The following is a 20,340-nucleotide window of genomic DNA, read 5'->3' as shown; positions in this document are numbered from 1 at the left end:
CGTTTTTGCAACAGAGTTACAACACTTCATATTTCCAAATAAATCGAATCGTGTAATTGTATTCATCGTTATTCAACGATAAACTGAATTACATTCGCGGCGCTCTAACGGCATACGCACGTTACCCACATCCGCACAAAACCAACAATTACACTGAAACTATGTACGCATTAGAAATTGAACAGCTCCGTAAAACCTATGCGGGGGGATTTGAGGCATTGAAAGGTATTAGCCTCAATGTCGCCAAAGGCGACTTTTACGCCTTACTGGGGCCTAATGGTGCCGGTAAGTCGACGACCATTGGTGTCATCTCCTCTCTGGTTAACAAAACGTCCGGTAAGGTCAAAGTGTTTGGCTACGACATTGATCAGAGCTTGGAACTGGCCAAGCAGAATTTAGGTTTAGTACCGCAGGAGTTCAACTTCAATCAGTTTGAAACGGTTGAACAAATCGTACTACAGCAGGCAGGGTACTACGGAGTATCACGCACTTTAGCGAAACAAAGAGCCGAAAAGTATTTAACCAAGCTCGATCTGTGGGAAAAACGTAACGAACGTGCACGAAACTTATCGGGCGGAATGAAGCGTCGCCTGATGATTGCCCGCGCTTTGGTCCACGAGCCGAAGTTGTTGATTCTGGATGAACCTACTGCGGGAGTCGACATTGAACTGCGTCGTTCTATGTGGGAATTTCTTAAGGAAATCAACCAAGAAGGCATCACGATTATTTTGACGACCCATTACCTTGAAGAAGCTGAAATGCTGTGTCGTAACATAGGGATCATCAGTAAAGGTGAGCTGATAGAAAATACCACAATGAAAGCGTTGTTGAACAAACTTCATGTGGAAACCTTCATACTTGATTTGGAAGATGGGGTCGAAGTGCCTCCTCTGAAAGGCGTGAACAGCCAGAGTGTCGTTAACGGTTCACTGGAAATTGAAATCGAGAAGAGTGAAGGGCTTAATGCCATCTTTAGCCAATTGACAGAGCAGGGCATCAAAGTACTGTCGATGCGCAATAAGGCCAATCGACTCGAAGAGCTGTTCGTGAATATTGTCCGCGAAGGAGGCCAGTAAAATGTACCGTATTTATTGGACGGCTTTTTGTAGCCTACTGACCAAAGAGGTCAATCGCTTCACTCGAATTTGGGTTCAGACCTTAGTGCCGCCAGCGATCACAATGACTCTGTATTTCATTATTTTTGGTAGCCTGATTGGTTCTCGAATTGGTGAAATGAATGGCTTTAGTTACATGGAATACATAGTGCCGGGCTTGATCATGATGTCTGTGATCACCAATTCATATTCCAATGTGGCGTCGTCCTTTTTCAGTGCTAAATTCCAGAAAAATATCGAAGAACTGTTGGTCGCCCCCGTTCCTAACTATGTGATTATTTTGGGCTTTGTCATGGGGGGAGTGGTGCGTGGTTTATTGGTCGGTACCATTGTGACTTTTGTGTCGCTGTTCTTTGTTGATCTGCAAGTAGATCACTGGGGAATCATCATCGCTACTGTGTTTATGACGTCAGTGGTGTTCTCATTGGGTGGCTTGATCAATGCGGTTTACGCGAAGACGTTCGATGATATTTCGATCATTCCCACTTTTGTGCTGACTCCGCTCACTTATCTCGGTGGTGTCTTCTATTCGATTAGCTTGTTGCCTGAATTCTGGCAAGGCGTGTCGAAAATCAATCCAATTGTCTATATGGTTAATGCGTTCCGTTATGGTTTCTTGGGTGTTTCGGATGTTGGGATTGTGACCTCATTCGGTGTGCTTGGTGTATTTGTCGTTGCCTTATATGCAGTAGCCCACTACTTGGTGACTAAAGGCATTGGTCTGCGAAGCTAATTGTCAAATCGCTTATTGAACAAAAAGAAAAGGGTTGACGCTTTAACGTCAACCCTTTTTTGTGCTTGCTTTTCGCTATTCAGCGCTTTCTGACGAGGCTTCAGTGTTTTCTTCTTCCTTCGCCTCTACCACCATTTCAACGACTTGATTATCGATCAAACGGGCTTTGCCTAAGAAAGCGGACATTAAGATCACCGCTTGAGTCGTCTCTGCTGTGACGGCTTGGAGAGTGCGTGCATCGCGAATAAAAATCTCATCCGGCTGTAACCCAGCAGCACGAAGCTGATCGCTGGCATCTTCAATCACAGAAGCGTAATCATCACGTCCACCACGTATAGCGCTGCTGATCCAACGCATTGTACGTGCGAGTACCGGCGCACGTTGTCGTTCATCAATCGTCAGCAGGCCGTTGCGTGAGCTCATCGCTAGACCATCCATTTCACGTACCGTAGTGACGCCAACGATATTAATGTCCATTGCCAAATCTTCAGTCATTTTGCGAATGACAGCCAGCTGTTGGAAGTCTTTCTCACCGAAGCAAGCGGCGTCGGGTTGGACAATATTAAATAGCTTGGTTACCACTGTCGCAACACCACGGAAATGACCGGGGCGCGAGGCACCTTCAAGGATATTCGACAACCCAGTGACTTCGATTGAAGTTTGTTTGTCTAGACCCTCTGGATAAATTACTTCTGGGGTTGGTGTGAAAACAATCTCAACGCCTTCACCACTCAGTTTGCTGAGGTCATCTTCCAGGGTACGTGGGTAGTTGTTTAGGTCATCACTGCGGTCAAACTGCATCGGGTTGACAAAAATGCTTACCACGACGACGTCAGCGTGCTCACGCGCTTTACGAACTAGAGTGAGGTGACCTTCATGCAGGTTCCCCATTGTCGGAACAAAGGCGATTTTGCGGCCGTCACGCTTATACTGTTTGATTTGCTCGCGAAGAGCGGCAATTTCAGCAAAAGTTTGCATCAGTCAAATCCTTACGCAATTGTGTGGGCTTCACCTGGGAATGCGCCACTTTCAACTTCGTCTTTGTACATAGCTACAGCTTTACGCATGTCGCCCGTTTCAGCAAGGAAGTTCTTTGAGAACTTCGGCATGTAATTGGCTGAAATTCCAAACATATCATGCATGACTAAGATCTGGCCGTCGGTGGCATTGCCAGCACCGATACCGATGACAGGTACGTCACATACTTCAGTAATGCGCGCTGCAAGATCACGTGGTACACACTCAAGCAAGATCACCTGCGCACCCGCTTCTTGAAGTGCCAATGCGTCGCGAACCATACGGTCTGCTTTGTCTTGATCACGCCCTTGAACTTTAAAACCACCAAAGATATTGACCGATTGTGGCGTCAGACCTAAGTGAGCACACACAGGTACGGCACGCTCGGTTAGCATTTTGACTGTATCGACTAGCCAATCGCCGCCTTCAATTTTGACCATGTTTGCACCAGCTCGCATGATCTGAGCGGCACTTTCGCACGCTTGCTCAGGTGTCGCGTAGCTCATGAATGGCATATCAGCCATCAGTAGGCAGTTAGGGCTGCCAGCACGCACACAGCGAGTATGGTAAGCAATCTCTTCCACTGTCACTGGGAGTGTGTCACGTGTGCCTTGCAGAACCATGCCCAGTGAATCGCCAACCAGTAGTACTGGCATTTCTTCACTTTCGAACAGTTGAGCGAAGCTCGCGTCATAAGCTGTAGAAGTAGCAAATTTACGACCTTCCTGCTTCCAGTTCATTAGGTCGTTTATGGTGATTTTTTTCATGATTTTTCCTTTTAAGGAGTTGGCTATGATTGCCAAATACGCAGACCGTTTTGCTCAACGACTTTTAATAGGTCTTCCAGTCTGGTCCCACATGGGAGGGTTAAATTTGGTGCGATTTCCGCGAGCGGGTAGAGCACGAATTCGCGCTCCTTCATTCCATAGTGAGGAACAGTCAGACGCTCGGAATCCATCACCTCATTGCCGTAAAGAACAATATCTAAGTCCAGGGTTCTTGGGCCCCATCGCTCATCTTTACGGACACGCCCTTGCTCTTGCTCGATAGCTTGAGTGCAATCGAGCAGTTCAAGTGGCGTTAATTCAGTTGTGATTTCGACCACCGCATTGATGTAATCCGGTTGGTCTTGCGGCCCCATTGGGGTACTGCTATACAAGTTTGAGCTTTGCTTAAACTGGGATTTTGGCAGTTGCTTAAGCGCTTCGATAGCATCATTCGCCTGTGTAACGGGATCAGCAAGATTACTGCCCACCGCAATAAAAACAGTGTTCATGATGTTGAAGCCTTGGTTTTTTTCTTGCGAAATGGTTTACGACGACGCTTTTTGCCCGGTTCAGGAGACTCTGCGTCCAAATCTGCCACCATGGACTGACGCATGTTACGCCCTGCATTTTGGAAGGTTTCCCACCATTTGGCTAATTGTTCAGTTTCACCACCTTCAACTTCACCGCGCATTTCAAGAAAATCAAAGCCAGCACGGAACTTGTTAAGTTCCATTAAGCGGAAAGCGCGTTTGCCATTACGACGTGGCATACGAAGTTGCAATTGCCAGATTTCGCGAATCGTTGCGGTATGGCGGCGAGGGATGGCAATAGTACGAACCTGTTCATCGAGGATGTAATTACTGGCTTCCATTATCGCATCGTATGCAGAGAGTTTACGCTTCTCCATCAGTAGTTCGGCACGGGCTTGCAGCGGGTACCACAACATAGCCGCGAACATGAAAGCAGGATTAATTCGTTTGCCTTCTTCGATGCGTTGATCGGTAGAATCTAAAACGAGATCCAGCATCTGCTCGGTTTTTGAGGAGTATTCCTCTGTGAAGTCTTCAGAGATGACAGGGAAGAGTTGCTGGAATAGGTTGTACTCACGCATCAGGTGGTAGGTTTCTAAACCATAACCTGATTGCAGCATCTTGAGTGATTCTTCGTACAGGCGTGCCGATGGAATATCACGTAGCAGTGGTGACATTTCTTCAATAGGTGCTGCTGTATCTTCCTCGATATCGAAGTCTAGCTTTACGGCAAAACGAATGGCACGCAGCATGCGAACTGGATCTTCACGATAACGCGTTTCAGGGTCGCCAATCAGGCGCACTAATCTGTCTTCTAAGTCTTCATTACCGCCAGCATAGTCATGAATCGCATAATCACCGATGTTGTAGTACATCGCATTGATGGTGAAATCACGACGCTCCGCATCTTCATCAATGGTGCCATAGACGTTATCGCGCAGCAGCATGCCTTCTTTCGATTGCTGAGAAATATTTTTGCTGGTTTCTTGATGGTGACCACGGAAAGTCGCTACTTCAATAATATCGCGGCCAAACATGATATGCGCCAGACGAAAACGGCGGCCAATCAGGCGGCAATTCTTGAACAACTGGCGAATTTGCTCAGGTGTGGCATTGGTTGCGATATCGAAATCTTTTGGGTTCTGTGCAAGTAGCAGATCGCGCACGCCTCCACCGACAAGGAAGGCATCAAAGCCTGCACCATGAAGTCGGTATAGCACCTTCAATGCATTGTCGCTGATTTGCTTGCGAGAGATATTATGCTCTTGGCGAGTAATAATGTTCAGAGATAACTCTGGATAACTGTCTTTTTCGCTTGGTGTATAGTCGTTTTTAGTCATGTGCATCTGTTACTCATTAGCGAGGCATGTCTTGAAATACCTAGTGTTGAGTATGCCTGTATAGGACTTGCTGATGATTCCGTTTATGCCCTTGGGGCGAATTTGCGGCTAATAATAGCTTACAGTGAGCGGTTTGAGAATCTTGCTTTGATTTCAGTCGTGTCAGGTAACTGGTTGATATGCCAGTTTTTGACTCCCCACTCTATGATATCTTCTATATCAGCCTGTTCAATTTCCCTATTAATATCAAAACCTAAGAAGCGCATGGCTTCAATCAAAGCGGGTTTTGGGTTGCCATTATCAATCGCTGGCGCATGGTTCTGCTTGGATAACTTATGACCATGTTCATCGAGTGCTAAAGGCAGGTGCAGATAACGAATGGGTGTTTTTCCCAGTATCTGATAGAGACTGAGCTGTCTCCCCGTTGGTTCGATCAAATCGGCGCCACGGACGACTTCAGTCACCCCTTGCTCAATATCATCCAATACTACTGCAAGGTTATACGCAAATAATCCGTCTCGGCGCTTTATAATAAAATCTTCATCTGCCAGTTGCGAGGGAATGTTGAGTCGGCCGTGTTTGCGATCATCAAAATGGTAGACTGGATGCGTCATCTTGAGGCGAATCGCACACTCAGAATGATTCGTCAGTGTGAGCTGACGGCAGGTTCCGTTGTAAAAGCCACCCATTGCTTTCACCTGCTTACGCGTGCATTGGCAGTAATACGCTTGCTGTGCGTCTAGCCATCGCTCTATCTGTTCTTGATACAAATCGTGTCGCTGGCTTTGATAGACCACCTCACCGTCCCAGTGAAGGTGATAGGCGTCGAGCGTGTTGAGGATTAAGTCGGAAGCTCCGGGCATTTCTCTCGGTGGATCAAGGTCTTCGATTCGAACCAACCATTGTCCTTGTTGAGATTTGGCCTGCAAGTAACTGCCTAGCGCGGCAACCAAAGAGCCGAAATGAAGCGGGCCTGAAGGTGACGGGGCAAAGCGTCCTATATAACTCATACACTTTTTGTCGCAATAAAACTAAAAAGGGAGCATACGCTCCCTTGATTCTTTGGTCAAAAGCAGTGGTTTAGCCTTGCATCTGCTTTTCTTTGATCTCGGCCAGTGTCTTACAATCAATACACAGATCTGCGGTTGGGCGAGCTTCCAGACGACGAATACCAATCTCGATACCACAAGAGTCACAGAAGCCAAACTCATCTTCTTCGATTTTGTTCAGCGTTTTCTCGATCTTCTTGATTAGACGACGTTCGCGGTCACGGTTGCGCAGCTCTAGGCTGAATTCTTCTTCCTGAGACGCACGGTCAACTGGATCTGGGAAATTTGCCGCTTCGTCCTGCATATGGTGAACGGTGCGATCAACTTCTTCCCTGAGCTGGTTGCGCCATGCTGTCAAAATTTTCGTGAAATGAGCCAGTTGTTCTGGTGACATGTACTCTTCACCAACTTTCTCTGTGTATGGCTCAACCCCTGCAATGGCTAGGATGCCTAGCGCTTTTTTCTTCGATTCTGGCATGCAGCATCTCCTACTAACACCTAGTCAACTGCGCTCGCAGTTAAATTTTAAGGCGGCTATCTATAGCAAAAAGAACAATTCGAGGCAAACTCTAGAGAGTAAACTTGCTGCCTATGTGAAGGTGACATCATTTTTTCTCTCAATAGGTGAAATTGATACGTTCCACCAGCTTCATCTCGGTGTTTGAAAGCTCCGCTTTGTAGCACAAAACTTCCACCCCTTGTTCCTGTGCGCTTTTCAACAATTGTGAATATTTTGCGTCTATATGGTGTGCTGGAGAGACTTTTTCAATCCCTGAATGTAAAACAGTGAACAAAAGTACCGCTCTGCTTCCATTTTGCGCCATTTCTGTGAGCTCTCTCAGGTGCTTTTGACCACGGGTGGTCACAGCATCGGGAAAGTAGCCTTGTCCTTGTTTTTCCTCATCAAGTAGCGTAACGCTTTTCACCTCTATATAGCACGTTGGTTGGTGTTGTGATTTGAGCAAGATATCAATCCGGCTATTTTCACTACCGTATTTGACCTCTGTTTTGAGTTGCTCATAACCTTGTAATTCTTCAATAACACCCGCTTCAATTGCTTCAACCGCCAATTGATTGGCACGTGCAGTATTGATGCAAATACGATGCCCATTCGAAGTTTGTGTTAGCTCCCAACTATTGGGGTATTTGCGTTTAGGGTTATCGGATGTGGAGTACCAAACGGTGTTACCAGCAGTCGCACAGCCGGTCATTGCCCCTGTGTTGGCACAGTGAATGGTACGTTCGCTGTCATCTGGCAAGGTAATATCAGCCAGAAATCGCTTATAGCGCTTAATTAAGATTGCAGATTCGAGTGGGGGATCAAACTTCATTTAGAACTGGATTTATGTACAATATTCACATCATTACACCATAAGGTTTTTCCATTGTCACAGCTGCCTATCGAGAGCGTGATGCATGAGCTACTCTCAAGCGTGCGAACTCGTTCTCAAGTTATCCTCAAAGCTGCGCCCGGTGCCGGTAAATCCACCTACTTTCCTCTGCAATTGCTTCGTGAGAATGTTGTTGAAGGGAAAATCATCATGCTCGAGCCCAGACGTCTGGCCGCGCGTAATATCGCTCGTTATTTGGCTCAGCAACTGGGAGAAAATGTCGGTCAGCAGGTGGGCTATAGAGTGCGGGGAGAAACCAAAGTAGGCCCAGATACTAAGTTGGAGATTGTGACTGAGGGCATTATGACCCGAATGATCCAGTCAGATCCTGAACTCGATGGTATCTCATTGCTAATTTTTGATGAATTTCATGAACGTAGCATTCATGCTGATACCGCATTGGCATTCAGCCTCGAGATTCAAGAAGCATTTCGTGAGGATCTAAAACTGGTGGTGATGTCGGCAACACTTGATCAGCGGGCGTTGAGCCAACTGATGCCAGACGCGACATACATAGAATCTCAAGGTCGCAGTTATCCTGTTGAGTATCACTATCAGCCGCTAAAACCGAATGAGCGATTGGAAGAGGTGATGGCTAAGCAAATTGCTTCACTGCTCAGCAAAGAATCTGGCTCTGTTTTGGCTTTTTTGCCCGGCGTTGCGGCAATAAAGCGTGTTGCTGAGAGAATGAGTGAGCTGCCGGACAACGTTGAAGTGTGCCCTTTGTACGGACAACTTAGCTTTGCTCAGCAACAAGCGGCAATTCAGCCAGCACCCAAGGGTAAACGTAAGGTGGTGCTGGCGACCAATATTGCGGAAACGTCATTAACTATCAAAGGCATTCGTTTGGTTGTGGATGCAGGGTTAGAACGAGTGGCGAAGTTTGATTTAAAAAGCGGTGTGACAAAACTGGATCAAAGTAGAATTGCGCAATCTTCAGCCGAGCAACGTGCAGGGCGTGCCGGGCGTATTGAGCCGGGGATTTGCCTGCGTCTGTACAGTGAAAGCCAGTTGGATCAGCAACCAGAAGTGCCTTCGGCGGAAATTCTTCACTCAGATTTGGCAGCATTAACATTAGAGTTAGCACAGTGGGGCGCAGCGGATGCCGCTGAGCTGAAATGGCTCGATGTCCCTCCTCAGAGTAGCCTGAATCAATCTCGCCGTTTACTGAATAAATTGGGGCTTTTAGATGACAAACACCAGTTAACCGAACATGGTCGGCTGGCAAGCGAGCTTGGTGTTGAGCCGCGAATCGCTGCGATGCTGATGCACTCTGAACAACAACGCTGGAAAAATACCGCCTCGGCGGTGGCTGCTCTGCTAGAGGAACCTGAGCGCAACGTGCTTGATTTCATGCACAGTATTGATCGCTTTAAGCGCGGCCTTCACAGCAAACAGAAAATCGTGCTGCAGCGCGGACAAGCTCTGGCGCGAAAGCTATCTGTTAACTTTTCGCTTAATGATGTTGAAGAGCCTTTAGTCGCGGTGATTCTGGCGACGGCTTATCCGGACCGGGTTGGCCAACTAAGAAAAGGGCAGGCGGGTAAGTTCTTATTGGCGAATGGTCATGGCGCAGAAATGGCCGATGACGAACGTCTCGCGACCGCTGAATATTTGGTGGTGGCTGATTTGATGCGTAGTCATTCGGATGCCTCGAGAGTTTTTCTTGCCGCAGAACTGGACATGACTGCAATCGAGAAATGGCTTCCTCAATTGATTGAAGAGAAAGAGAGTGTCGATTGGGACGACAGCAAAGGGCGATTGATAGCAGAACATCAACGAAATTTAGGGCGATTAGTGATTGAACGTCGTCCACTTCCTGAGCCAGATAAACAAAAAATTACTCAGGCTTTACTCAACTGTGTCCGTCGAAAAGGCTTGGGCGTACTAAACTGGTCGCCAAGCAGCCTAGAAACCTTAGAGCGGATTCGCTGCGCTGCAGAGTGGTTACCAGAACATCAATGGCCCGGTGTTTCTGATGCAGAATTATTGGATAATCTTGAGCAGTGGTTAGAGCCTTATCTGGTTGGGGTGAGTTCACTCAAAGCGCTAGCTAAAGTGGATTTGGAGCCTGCCTTGATGGCATATATTGCTTGGCCACTCAATCAGGAAATCGACCAGTGGCTACCAACGCACTACATTGTTCCCACAGGTTCAAAGAAGAAAATACGTTATCAATTAGGTCAAGATCCGGTACTTTCGGTGCGAATGCAGGAAATGTTTGGTGAGCAGAGGTCGCCTCACATTGCTGACGGGCGTAAAACCTTGGTGATGGAGCTACTATCCCCAGCACAACGACCGCTGCAAGTGACGCGCGATTTAGCCAGCTTTTGGGCGGGAGCGTACAGGGAAGTGCAAAAAGAAATGAAAGGGCGTTACCCCAAGCATGTTTGGCCGGACGATCCGGCTAACCATATGGCAACGACCAAAACTAAGCGACAACTGAAATAATGACCAAGAAAAAAACACCTGTGAGCAGCAAAACCAAAACAACCAAGAAGCCTGCTCGCAAACGGGCGACAGCGAGACGCAAGCCAACCAAAAAAGGCCAACGTAGCTGGTTAAAAATGTTATGGGGAGTGACCTGGAAGCTCGGTTTAGCTGGGTTTGCCTTGCTGCTGTTTGTCGGTATTTACCTAGACAGTGTGGTTAAACAGCGTTTCGAAGGTCAGCTGTTTGATCTGCCGACCGTGGTTTACGCTCGCATTCTTAACCTTTCTCCGGGTGATTCGATTTCGATTCAGGAAGTTCGCAACGAACTCGATGTGCTCAACTACCGTAAAGTACGCCAGCCCCGTTATCCTGGTGAGTATTCGTCGTCGTCAACCAAAATTGAACTGATTCGCCGTCCGTTTGAGTTTACCGATGGGCCTGAGCCTGATCGTCACGTGATGCTGCATTTTGACCGTTCTGGCTTACTTCGTATTCAGTCGCTCGAATCCTCGGGTGATCTTGGCTATTTGCGGATCGAACCGAAGATGTTGGGCATGCTGGAGAAAAATCATGATGAGCAGCGCTTATTCTTGAGGCGAGATCAGTTTCCTGAAGTCATGGTTGATGCATTACTGGCTACCGAAGACCGAGACTTTTATCAGCATGACGGAGTCTCACCGTTTGCGATTGCCCGAGCATTGGTCGCCAATGTCAAAGCGGGTCGTACGGTGCAGGGGGGCAGTACCCTGACTCAGCAGCTTGCGAAGAACATTTTCCTTTCGAGTGATCGAACGCTGTGGCGTAAGATCCGTGAAGCCTATATCGCATTGATCATTGATTACCGCTACAGCAAAGACCGTATTCTGGAAGGTTACCTGAATGAAGTGTATTTAGGACAAAGCCGCGGGGAAGCCATTCACGGCTTTGGGTTGGCTTCCCGTTTATATTTTGGACAGCCGATTCAAGAACTGCGTATTGACCAGCTCGCCTTGCTGGTGGGCATGGTAAAGGGGCCATCTTACTACAACCCAGTACGCTTCCCTGAACGCGCCAAAGAGCGTCGAGATTTAGTGCTTCGTCTGATGATGCAGCAGGGGATCCTGAGTGCTAACCAGTACGATATGGCAGCCAGTCGCCCGCTGGATATTCAGGATAATCCGCGCATTGCCAGCCGTCAGCCGGCTTACTTCCAGCAACTGAAGATAGAGCTCAAAGAGAAAGTTGGTGATGCGTTTCAGTCGGATATTGGTCTCAGGGTGTTTACATCTCTCGATCCAGTTTCTCAACAAGAGCTGGAACAGGCCATTGCCAAGAAAATACCTCAGCTAAGCAAAGTCGCTGGCAAGTCACTTGAAGGGGCAGCGATCGCCGTTGACCGCCATACCGGAGAAATTCGCGCTATGGTCGGAGGTAAACGGACAGGGTACGACGGATTCAATCGTGCGCTTAACGCCAGTCGTCAGATAGGTTCGTTAGCCAAACCGGCGGTCTATCTCACCGCTTTAGAGCAGCCTGACAAATACAATCTGGCGACGACTTTACACGATAAACCGATCAGCCTTAAAGGTTCTAAAGGCAGTGTTTGGTCGCCGCGCAACTATGACCGTAAGTTCCGAGGAGATGTGCCTTTGTACATTGCATTGGCAAAATCCCTCAATGTACCGACTGTTCAGTTGGGCATGCAGCTCGGTATACCAAATGTTGTTAATACCTTGGAGAAGCTGGGTGTTGATCGAAATGAAATTCGTCCTGTGCCGTCAATGTTCCTTGGTTCCTTCACATTAACGCCATTTCAGGTCGCACAGATGTATCAGACGTTGACCAATTCGGGCAAGAGAGCGCCCTTGTCTGCGTTGCGCTCAGTGGTCGATTTAGAAGGTAATGCCCTGTATCAGTCACTGCCTCGCATGTCTCAAACCATCGACCAACAAGCTGCGTGGCTGACAACCTATGCAATGAAGCGCGGCGTTCTCGAGGGAACAGGCCGCTATCTCAATAGCCAGTTTGGCTGGGCGGCGTTAGCAGGGAAGACCGGGACCAGTAATGATACGCGTGACAGCTGGTTTGTTGGCGTCGATGGACGTGAAGTGACGACCATCTGGTTAGGTCGTGATGACAATAAACCGACCAAACTCACGGGCTCCAGTGGTGCGTTACGAGTTTATGCAGAATATCTCAATCACCGTATACCGGAAAAGCTGACGTTACCTTGGCCAAAAGGGATCAGCACGCTTGGCTTTGAACATACTGAGCAAGGCAGTCTGCAACTGGACTGTGATAATCAGTTTAAACTGCCAGTTTGGGATGCCAACAATGTACTTAAGCAGCAGTGTGACAGCCAACCCACACAATGGATAAAGAAAATATTTAGTTGGTAAACAGTTGGTTGTGTCAATAATATAAAACTATCGACTTATGTACGTATATGAATGAGACGGGAACTCTAGAGTGAAAAAACTAGTCTGGCTTCTATTTACTTGTACGTTTGTGCTACCACGAACAGCGTTCTCTGATACAGGGGAAAGTGCTGAACCAGAACGGCCAAAAATCGCGGTGGTTCTCGCCGGTGGCGGTGCCAAAGGGGCGGCACATATCGGTGTCCTTAAAGCGCTGGAAGAGCTCAGAATTCCGGTCGATTATATCACGGGCACCAGCATGGGTGCTTACGTGGGCGGCTTGTACGCAACAGGCATGAGTGCCGATGAAATTGAAGGCTTGATCGAGACCATAGATTGGAACAGTGGTTATCGTGACCGGGTTGACCGCAGCCACCGTCGTGTACGTGACAAAGAATATGAAGACAGATTCCAATTGACGACAGATTTAGGTCTCGGCTGGGGGGATGTGCGTGCCGCGCGCGGTATTGTGCAAGGGCAGGGAATGCTAAGAATTCTACGTGAATCGTCGGGTAACCTTCCTCCATTTAAATCTTTTGATGAACTCGCCATTCCTTACCGTTCGGTCGCAACCGATATTCTTGAGCTTGAACCTGTCGTCATCAAAAGTGGCTACCTCGTTGATGCCATGATGGCCAGTATGTCGGTTCCGGGGGCGTTACCACCTTATGAACTCAATGATCAGCTTCTGGTTGATGGTGGGGTAACCAACAATATGCCTGTCAATGTCGCAAGAGACCTTGGCGCAGATATCGTTATTGCGGTTGATATTAGTACCGATTACAAAGACGAAGAAGACTTCACAACGTTGTTCACTGTAGCGGATCAACTGTCGAATTATTTAGTGCGCAGCACGACTAATCGTCAAGCCAAAACGCTGACGGAAGACGATGTTTTTCTTAAGCCTCAAGTTGGTGATATGGAAACGACAGAGTTTGACAAGATGCCCGAAGCGTTTAAAAAGGGTTATCAAATTGCCATTCAAAACCAAGAATTACTCAAACGCTACAGCGTGTCTTCTTCAGAGTATCAGGATTACGTTGATCACAAAGAAGATGTCCGTCGTAAGCTGAGGTATGGCGACGAAATCACGGTCGATAAGATTGTTGTCCATAACCACACTCACTACAGTGATGACGTACTGAAAAAACATTTGGGCTTGAATGCTGGTCATCGCTACAAAACGTCGGAAGTCGAGCAGAGTATTCAGAATCTTTATGCGTTGGATCGCTTTGAATTGATCACTTATCGCTATGATAAAATTGACGATCAGGATGCCTTGATTGTTAACGTCAAAGAAAAATCCTGGGGCCCAAACTATGTGAACTTCCGTTTTTTCCTTGAGGATGACTTTGACACTGACAGTCAGTACGCGATAGGGGTATCGACCAATTTCACTGATCTCAATGAGTATGGTGCGGAGTTTGCCCTCAATATTGAAATGGGTACCGACAAGCTAATCGAAGGTACGCTTTATAGCCCGCTATTTTCCAGTTCAGATCTCTTTACCACTTTGGGCATTACTTTTAGCAATGAGAAGGTCAATGTGCCACCAGATGGGGGCGACGTACCGTCACTAAAAGCGACTCAAGATTTTATCCCGATATCTTTCACTGAGTGGGAATCGGAGTGGGCGGTTGGTTACCAAGATACTTTGTGGCGCCGATTTAAAGTCGGTGTCAGATACACCGATGGTTCTGGAGAACTCGCGTCGCTGCCATCACTAGGTGATGTGTCATTTAAGCGATTAGGCGCATTTGCCAATTATCGCATCGACACCTTAGATAACTACAGTTTGCCCAGTCGGGGTTTGTACCTGAATCTGGATTACTTAGTGTCGCATGATGAAAGCGTTGGCAGTCAAGGTAGTGTCTTCGATGGTCATGACGAAGATACGGCTTATGAATATGGCGCTAAGATCATCTACGCCAATAGCTTTTCTCGCCATACTTTGGTCGCAAACCTCGACGTTGGAGTGGTAGAAAGTAAAAATTCCTCTCTTATTATTGATCCCAAAGAGCTCGGCGGCTTTCTCAATTTATCAGGTATTCCACGTAACAGCTTGATTGGTCATAACAAAGCGTTTGGCAGTTTGGTGTACCGTTATCGCTGGTTCGACAATGACTTTGGTCTGTTCTCTTCCCCGTTTTATTTAGGAGCATCGTTTGAATACGGCGGTGTGTGGTCAGATCCAAGCATCAAGCTTGATACGGCACCACTATATGCTGCGGGCTCAGTGTTTGCGGGGGTTGACTCCCCCGTTGGGCCAATCATGTTTGGTTATGGTCGAACAGAACAAAACTTCGATTCTATCTACCTGATTATAGGAACGAGTTTTAAATAGTTATTCAATAATTGATTTCGTCAATTCTCCATTCTCAAAGCAGGGAATTGACGAAATTAAGCAAGGAAAATCATAGAACTTTAGTCTTAAGTTGCTATGTTGGTCAAAATGATGAGATTTTAATTTAAGGTTAAATTTGCTATCCTACCGCCCACAGTTTGGCCTCTTTGGCACTGTTTCTCACTCAAAATGAATGAAAAATATGGCAAAAAGGAGAGCCAAGTTTCCAAGGATGTTCACTTCGTTACGTTGAATAATAGTAATAATAACGAAGGAACCGCAATGAGAGGAAAAAGTCGTGCTTGAAGCCTACCGTAAACACGTCGCAGAGCGTGCTGCTGAAGGAGTTGTTCCTAAACCACTAGACGCCGAGCAAGTTGCTGGTCTTGTCGAACTTCTGAAAAATCCCCCTCAAGGTGAAGAAGCCGTAATTCTTGACCTACTAGAGAATCGTATCCCACCTGGCGTAGATGAAGCTGCATATGTTAAAGCAGGTTTTCTGACGGCTATTACCAAAGGCGAAGTGGAATCACCGCTGGTGAGTCGTGAAAAAGCAGCTGAGCTATTGGGTACGATGCAGGGTGGCTACAATATTGCTCCGCTAGTTGACCTTCTTGATGATGACGCTTTGGCATCTATTGCTGTAAAAGCACTATCTCACACTCTACTGATGTTTGATGCTTTCTATGATGTAGAAGAGAAAGCGAAAGCAGGTAACACTTACGCACAGCAAGTACTGCAATCTTGGGCTGATGCTGAGTGGTTTACCTCTAAAGAAAAAGTAGCGGAAAAAATTACCGTTAAAGTATTCAAAGTCACTGGTGAAACGAACACTGATGACTTGTCTCCAGCACCTGATGCATGGTCCCGTCCAGATATCCCAGTGCACGCGAAAGCAATGCTTAAAATGGAGCGTGACGGCATCAACCCAGATCAGCCGGGTAGCGTTGGTCCAATCAACCAAATTGAAGACCTGCAAAAAGATGGCATTCCATTGGCTTATGTTGGTGATGTCGTGGGTACAGGTTCTTCACGTAAGTCAGCTACAAACTCAGTGCTTTGGTTCATGGGCGAAGATATCCCTTACGTTCCAAACAAACGCACAGGCGGTATCTGTCTAGGCGGTAAGATTGCGCCAATCTTCTACAACACGATGGAAGATTCTGGAGCGCTACCAATCGAACTGAACGTACAAGACATGAACATGGGCGATGTGATTGAAATCTACCCATACGAAGGTGTTGTGCGTAAAGATGGCGCAGAAATTTCAAGCTTCGAGCTGAGCAAGGTACTTCTTGATGAAGTGCGTGCTGGTGGTCGTATTCCACTGATCATTGGTCGTGGCCTAACAAGCCGTGCTCGTACCGCACTAGGCCTTGAAGAGACAGATCTGTTTGCTAAACCTGTAGACCCATCTGCTTCTAACAAAGGTTACACACTGGCTCAGAAGATGGTCGGTAAAGCGTGTGGCGTAGAAGGCGTTCGCGCAGGTCAATACTGTGAGCCTAAGATGACGACCGTAGGTTCTCAGGATACAACAGGCCCAATGACGCGTGATGAGCTAAAAGACCTTGCGTGTCTTGGTTTCTCTGCTGATCTAGTGATGCAGTCTTTCTGTCATACTTCTGCTTATCCAAAACCAGTCGACGTAAACACGCACCACACGCTGCCTGATTTCATCATGAACCGTGGCGGTGTTTCTCTTCGTCCTGGAGATGGCGTTATCCACTCATGGCTAAACCGTATGCTTCTTCCTGATACTGTCGGTACAGGTGGTGACTCGCATACTCGTTTCCCTCTGGGTATTTCATTCCCAGCGGGTTCTGGTCTAGTCGCGTTTGCGGCAGCAACAGGTGTTATGCCGCTGGATATGCCAGAATCAATCTTGGTTCGTTTTAAAGGCGAAATGCAGCCAGGTATCACGCTACGTGACTTGGTACACGCTATTCCGTTGTACGGTATCAAGCAAGGCCTACTGACAGTAGAAAAAGCAGGCAAAATCAACGAGTTCTCAGGTCGCGTACTGGAAATTGAAGGTGTTGAGCACCTAACAGTAGAGCAGGCGTTTGAGCTTTCAGATGCTTCTGCAGAGCGTTCTGCGGCAGGTTGTACCGTTAAGCTGTCTCAAGAGTCGATTGAAGAGTACCTAAACTCGAACATCACCATGCTTAAGTGGATGATTTCGGAAGGCTACGGTGACCGTCGTACTATCGAACGCCGTATTACAGCGATGGAAGAGTGGTTGGCGAATCCAGAGTTGATGGAAGCAGACGCAGATGCAGAATACGCTCACGTCATCGAAATCGATCTAGCAGAAATTGATCAACCAATTCTGTGTGCACCAAACGATCCAGATGATGCGCGTCTACTCTCTGACGTTCAGGGTACGAACATTGATGAAGTCTTCATCGGTTCTTGTATGACTAACATCGGCCACTTCCGTGCTGCAGGTAAGCTGCTAGAGCAATTCGGTGGTCAGTTGGATACCCGCCTATGGGTTGCGCCTCCAACGAAGATGGACCGCGACCAGCTAACTGAAGAAGGTTACTACGGTATTTACGGCCGTGCTGGTGTGCGTATTGAAACGCCAGGGTGTTCACTATGTATGGGTAACCAAGCACGTGTGGCGGATAAGGCGACAGTAATGTCGACTTCGACACGTAACTTCCCAAACCGTTTAGGCACTGGTGCTAACGTTTATCTTGCTTCTGCTGAGCTTTCGGCAGTTGGTGCGATTCTAGGTAAGATTCCAACCAAGGAAGAGTATCTAGAGTACGCTAAGCAGATCGATGCGACAGCAGCAGACACCTACCGTTACTTGAACTTCCATAAGATGGATCAGTACACCAAGAAAGCGGATTCAGTGATTTTCCAAGAGCCTGCATAAGCGCTTTGGAAGGAATGATAAAAGCGTCTGCCTCGGCAGGCGCTTTTTTTGTGCTTTGAATACACTCTCTATATAATCTGCGCTCCGTTTTCATGAGGCAGCACGATGGAATTTGAATTTATCCGCAATACATTGATGGGCGAGTACTACGTGAAGTCGAGTATGGGCCATGAAATTGTTGGTCGTTGGTTGCAGGAAGAGATTAGCAAGGATTGGCAGAAGATAGAGCAGGTCGAGTCTATGCTGGCCGCTGTACACCAGTCTCCACTTCAGGAGCACACCATGCTGGGTACTGAGATTTCCATCTCTATTCATGGTGATGAAGTCACCATTCAGGAGAATGTGTTGGCGCATGGAGAAGCGATGGCGGAAGACAGCGAGTTTGATTTTTATGACAGTGAGAGTAAGGCCAGTTGTGGCTTAGATGACTTTGAGCTGCTGATTGAACAATGGAAAGAGTTTCTGACCACCAAATAGATCTGCACTGATATAGGGAAGAATAAAATCATTGCCTCATTATTGTGATAAAGGCGCACCATAACGGTGCGCCTTTTTGCGTATTTGGCGTCTTGTAATGAATAAATCATTATTTATCAGTCTCTTAATAAGTTGGCATGTCACTTGGATTATAAAAATAAAAAGGATGACAGCTTCAGAGAGGATGCGATGAAACTTATTAATGCGATTATCAAACCATTCAAATTAGACGATGTTCGAGAAGCACTTGCTGATGTCGGTATCGAAGGTATGACGGTATCAGAAGTGAAAGGATTTGGGCGCCAGAAGGGCCATACCGAGCTTTATCGTGGTGCAGAGTATCAAGTGGATTTCTTACCCAAGGTAAAACTAGAAATCGCGACACAAGCTGAAAATGTAGACCGCGTGATTGAAGCTGTATCTAAAGCGGCGCACACCGGAAAAATCGGTGACGGAAAAATCTTTGTCTACGACCTGAGCCAGGCAGTGCGCATTCGTACTGGCGAAATGGACGCTGAGGCACTTTAAGAATTCAAAGGACTGGAGACATTAAAATGGAATTAACAACTACAGTAACGGAATTACGTTACGCACTGGACACTTTTTTCTTCCTCATTTCAGGTGCGTTAGTAATGTGGATGGCAGCCGGTTTTGCCATGCTTGAGGCGGGCTTGGTTCGTTCAAAGAACACCACTGAGATCCTAACTAAAAACGTTTGTCTATACGCGATCGCATGTACCATGTACTTGGTAGTTGGCTACAACATCATGTATGTCGACAATGGTGAAGGCGGCTGGTTACCTTCATTTGGTGCGCTGATTGGAACGCAAGGCGAAGGTGCTGATCATTCATTAGAATCTGACTTCTTCTTCCAAGTGGTGTTCGTAGCTACAGCCATGTCTGTTGTGTCTGGTGCAGTTGCTGAGCGAATGAAGTTGTGGTCATTCTTGATTTTCTCAATGGTACTTACGGCATTTATCTACCCAATGGAAGGTTACTGGACTTGGGGTGGTGGCTTCCTGTCAGAAGCGGGCTTCAGTGACTTTGCTGGCTCAGGTATCGTACACATGGCGGGTGCAGCCGCGGCATTAGCAGGCGTACTGCTACTAGGTGCTCGTAAAGGTAAATACGGAAAAAATGGTGAGATTTACCCAATTCCGGGTTCGAACATGCCTCTTGCAACACTGGGTACCTTTATCCTTTGGTTCGGTTGGTTTGGTTTCAACGGTGGCTCTCAGCTGATGGTTTCTGACTTTGAGAATGCAACGGCAGTTGGTCAAATATTCCTCAACACAAATGCAGCAGCAGCGGCTGGCGCAATTGCAGCCCTTCTCGTGTGTAAAACGACGTGGGGTAAAGCGGACCTGACGATGATCCTCAACGGTGCGCTGGCTGGCCTAGTTGCCATCACAGCGGATCCTCTGTCTCCATCGCCAATCTATGCTGTAGCCATTGGTGCAGTCTCAGGTGCACTAGTCGTGTTCAGCATCATTGCTCTTGATAAGCTGAAGATTGACGATCCAGTTGGTGCGATTTCGGTGCACGGTGTGTGTGGTTTCTTCGGCCTAATGGTTGTGCCACTGAGTAATGGTGATGCAACGTTTGGTGCTCAACTATTCGGTGCGGCGGTTATCTTTGCTTGGGTGTTCGGTGCAAGTCTTGCGGTGTGGGCTGTGCTTAAAGCAACGATTGGTATTCGAGTGTCTGAAGATGAAGAATTGGAAGGCATGGATATGCACGATTGTGGTGTTGGTGCTTACCCTGAATTTGTGACTGTGAAGTAAGCCAAAATAAGACACAGACTGTTACAAATAAAATACTCAAAAACCTGCTAACTCCGGCAGGTTTTTGCGTTTTACAG

General features: G+C 47.3%; 16 protein-coding genes. 9 read left to right on the top strand and 7 right to left on the bottom strand.

The window, feature by feature from the left end; all coding sequences use genetic code 11:
- Positions 1-161: 161 nt before the first annotated feature.
- Both F0265_RS17805 and F0265_RS17800 read left to right on the top strand, forming a co-directional pair.
- Positions 162-1,076, top strand: a complete 915-nt coding sequence (locus F0265_RS17805) for an ABC transporter ATP-binding protein (protein WP_171749935.1) — start codon at positions 162-164, stop codon at positions 1,074-1,076.
- A gap of 1 nt (position 1,077) precedes the next feature.
- Positions 1,078-1,848: an ABC transporter permease gene (locus F0265_RS17800; protein ID WP_019276930.1), complete on the top strand. Its 771-nt coding sequence runs from the start codon at positions 1,078-1,080 to the stop codon at positions 1,846-1,848.
- A 75-nt stretch (positions 1,849-1,923) separates the two neighbouring features.
- Here F0265_RS17800 and panC read toward each other — a convergent pair whose 3' ends face one another.
- From panC to sfsA, 7 genes are all read right to left on the bottom strand, one after another.
- Positions 1,924-2,826, bottom strand: coding sequence for a pantoate--beta-alanine ligase (gene panC / locus F0265_RS17795; protein WP_019276929.1), 903 nt, complete (start codon positions 2,824-2,826; stop codon positions 1,924-1,926).
- Positions 2,827-2,837: 11 nt separating this feature from the next.
- On the bottom strand, positions 2,838-3,632 hold the full coding sequence (gene panB / locus F0265_RS17790; RefSeq protein ID WP_006958115.1) for a 3-methyl-2-oxobutanoate hydroxymethyltransferase: 795 nt from the start codon (positions 3,630-3,632) through the stop codon (positions 2,838-2,840).
- 23 nt (positions 3,633-3,655) lie between these two features.
- Positions 3,656-4,141: a 2-amino-4-hydroxy-6-hydroxymethyldihydropteridine diphosphokinase gene (folK, locus tag F0265_RS17785; protein ID WP_065741178.1), complete on the bottom strand. Its 486-nt coding sequence runs from the start codon at positions 4,139-4,141 to the stop codon at positions 3,656-3,658.
- Positions 4,138-5,508 carry a polynucleotide adenylyltransferase PcnB gene (gene pcnB / locus F0265_RS17780; protein ID WP_065741179.1) on the bottom strand — a complete coding sequence of 457 codons (1,371 nt, stop codon included), beginning with the start codon at positions 5,506-5,508 and terminating at the stop codon, positions 4,138-4,140. The genes folK and pcnB overlap by 4 nt, the downstream gene beginning before the upstream one ends.
- 113 nt (positions 5,509-5,621) lie before the next feature.
- Positions 5,622-6,512, bottom strand: coding sequence for a tRNA glutamyl-Q(34) synthetase GluQRS (gene gluQRS, locus F0265_RS17775; protein WP_006958113.1), 891 nt, complete (start codon positions 6,510-6,512; stop codon positions 5,622-5,624).
- A gap of 70 nt (positions 6,513-6,582) precedes the next feature.
- Entirely contained in the window at positions 6,583-7,029 is a 447-nt protein-coding gene (dksA, locus tag F0265_RS17770; protein WP_171749884.1) for an RNA polymerase-binding protein DksA, read from the bottom strand.
- Between the two features lie 139 nt (positions 7,030-7,168).
- The gene (gene sfsA / locus F0265_RS17765) at positions 7,169-7,882 is read right to left on the bottom strand and encodes a DNA/RNA nuclease SfsA (RefSeq protein WP_021457062.1); all 714 of its coding nucleotides are present in this window, start codon (positions 7,880-7,882) and stop codon (positions 7,169-7,171) included.
- Positions 7,883-7,936: 54 nt separating this feature from the next.
- On the opposite strand from sfsA, the gene hrpB reads away from it, so the two are divergent.
- From hrpB to F0265_RS17730, 7 genes are all read left to right on the top strand, one after another.
- Positions 7,937-10,393 (top strand): ATP-dependent helicase HrpB, encoded by a 2,457-nt coding sequence (gene hrpB / locus F0265_RS17760; RefSeq protein WP_171749883.1) that lies wholly within the window; start codon positions 7,937-7,939, stop codon positions 10,391-10,393.
- Complete coding sequence (gene mrcB, locus F0265_RS17755) at positions 10,393-12,753, top strand: penicillin-binding protein 1B (protein WP_171749882.1); 2,361 nt, start codon at positions 10,393-10,395, stop codon at positions 12,751-12,753. Before hrpB ends, mrcB begins: the two co-directional genes overlap by 1 nt.
- Before the next feature lie 109 nt (positions 12,754-12,862).
- Positions 12,863-15,115 (top strand): patatin-like phospholipase family protein, encoded by a 2,253-nt coding sequence (locus F0265_RS17750; RefSeq protein ID WP_345775875.1) that lies wholly within the window; start codon positions 12,863-12,865, stop codon positions 15,113-15,115.
- Positions 15,116-15,413: 298 nt separating this feature from the next.
- Positions 15,414-18,002: a bifunctional aconitate hydratase 2/2-methylisocitrate dehydratase gene (acnB, locus tag F0265_RS17745; RefSeq protein ID WP_171749880.1), complete on the top strand. Its 2,589-nt coding sequence runs from the start codon at positions 15,414-15,416 to the stop codon at positions 18,000-18,002.
- 105 nt (positions 18,003-18,107) lie between these two features.
- Positions 18,108-18,479 (top strand): YacL family protein, encoded by a 372-nt coding sequence (locus F0265_RS17740; protein ID WP_171749879.1) that lies wholly within the window; start codon positions 18,108-18,110, stop codon positions 18,477-18,479.
- A 189-nt stretch (positions 18,480-18,668) separates the two neighbouring features.
- Entirely contained in the window at positions 18,669-19,007 is a 339-nt protein-coding gene (gene glnK, locus F0265_RS17735; protein ID WP_004742633.1) for a P-II family nitrogen regulator, read from the top strand.
- Between the two features lie 26 nt (positions 19,008-19,033).
- Positions 19,034-20,263 (top strand): ammonium transporter, encoded by a 1,230-nt coding sequence (locus tag F0265_RS17730; RefSeq protein WP_038509691.1) that lies wholly within the window; start codon positions 19,034-19,036, stop codon positions 20,261-20,263.
- The last annotated feature ends 77 nt before the right edge of the window (positions 20,264-20,340 follow it).

Origin of the sequence: Vibrio sp. RE88 (assembly GCF_013113835.1) — a bacterium.
GTDB lineage: Bacteria > Pseudomonadota > Gammaproteobacteria > Enterobacterales > Vibrionaceae > Vibrio.
Note: the sequence above shows the minus strand (reverse complement) of the source record. Positions and strands in the feature narration are given on the sequence as shown.

Bases quoted from the DNA above. Each gene is read 5' to 3' on its own strand.
- F0265_RS17805 (WP_171749935.1), top strand. From the start codon at position 162: ATGTACGCATTAGAAATTGAACAGCTCCGTAAAACCTATGCGGGGGGA.
- F0265_RS17800 (WP_019276930.1), top strand. From the start codon at position 1,078: ATGTACCGTATTTATTGGACGGCTTTTTGTAGCCTACTGACCAAAGAG.
- panC (WP_019276929.1), bottom strand. From the start codon at position 2,826: ATGCAAACTTTTGCTGAAATTGCCGCTCTTCGCGAGCAAATCAAACAG.
- panB (WP_006958115.1), bottom strand. From the start codon at position 3,632: ATGAAAAAAATCACCATAAACGACCTAATGAACTGGAAGCAGGAAGGT.
- folK (WP_065741178.1), bottom strand. From the start codon at position 4,141: ATGAACACTGTTTTTATTGCGGTGGGCAGTAATCTTGCTGATCCCGTT.
- pcnB (WP_065741179.1), bottom strand. From the start codon at position 5,508: ATGCACATGACTAAAAACGACTATACACCAAGCGAAAAAGACAGTTAT.
- gluQRS (WP_006958113.1), bottom strand. From the start codon at position 6,512: ATGAGTTATATAGGACGCTTTGCCCCGTCACCTTCAGGCCCGCTTCAT.
- dksA (WP_171749884.1), bottom strand. From the start codon at position 7,029: ATGCCAGAATCGAAGAAAAAAGCGCTAGGCATCCTAGCCATTGCAGGG.
- sfsA (WP_021457062.1), bottom strand. From the start codon at position 7,882: ATGAAGTTTGATCCCCCACTCGAATCTGCAATCTTAATTAAGCGCTAT.
- mrcB (WP_171749882.1), top strand. From the start codon at position 10,393: ATGACCAAGAAAAAAACACCTGTGAGCAGCAAAACCAAAACAACCAAG.
- F0265_RS17740 (WP_171749879.1), top strand. From the start codon at position 18,108: ATGGAATTTGAATTTATCCGCAATACATTGATGGGCGAGTACTACGTG.
- glnK (WP_004742633.1), top strand. From the start codon at position 18,669: ATGAAACTTATTAATGCGATTATCAAACCATTCAAATTAGACGATGTT.
- F0265_RS17730 (WP_038509691.1), top strand. From the start codon at position 19,034: ATGGAATTAACAACTACAGTAACGGAATTACGTTACGCACTGGACACT.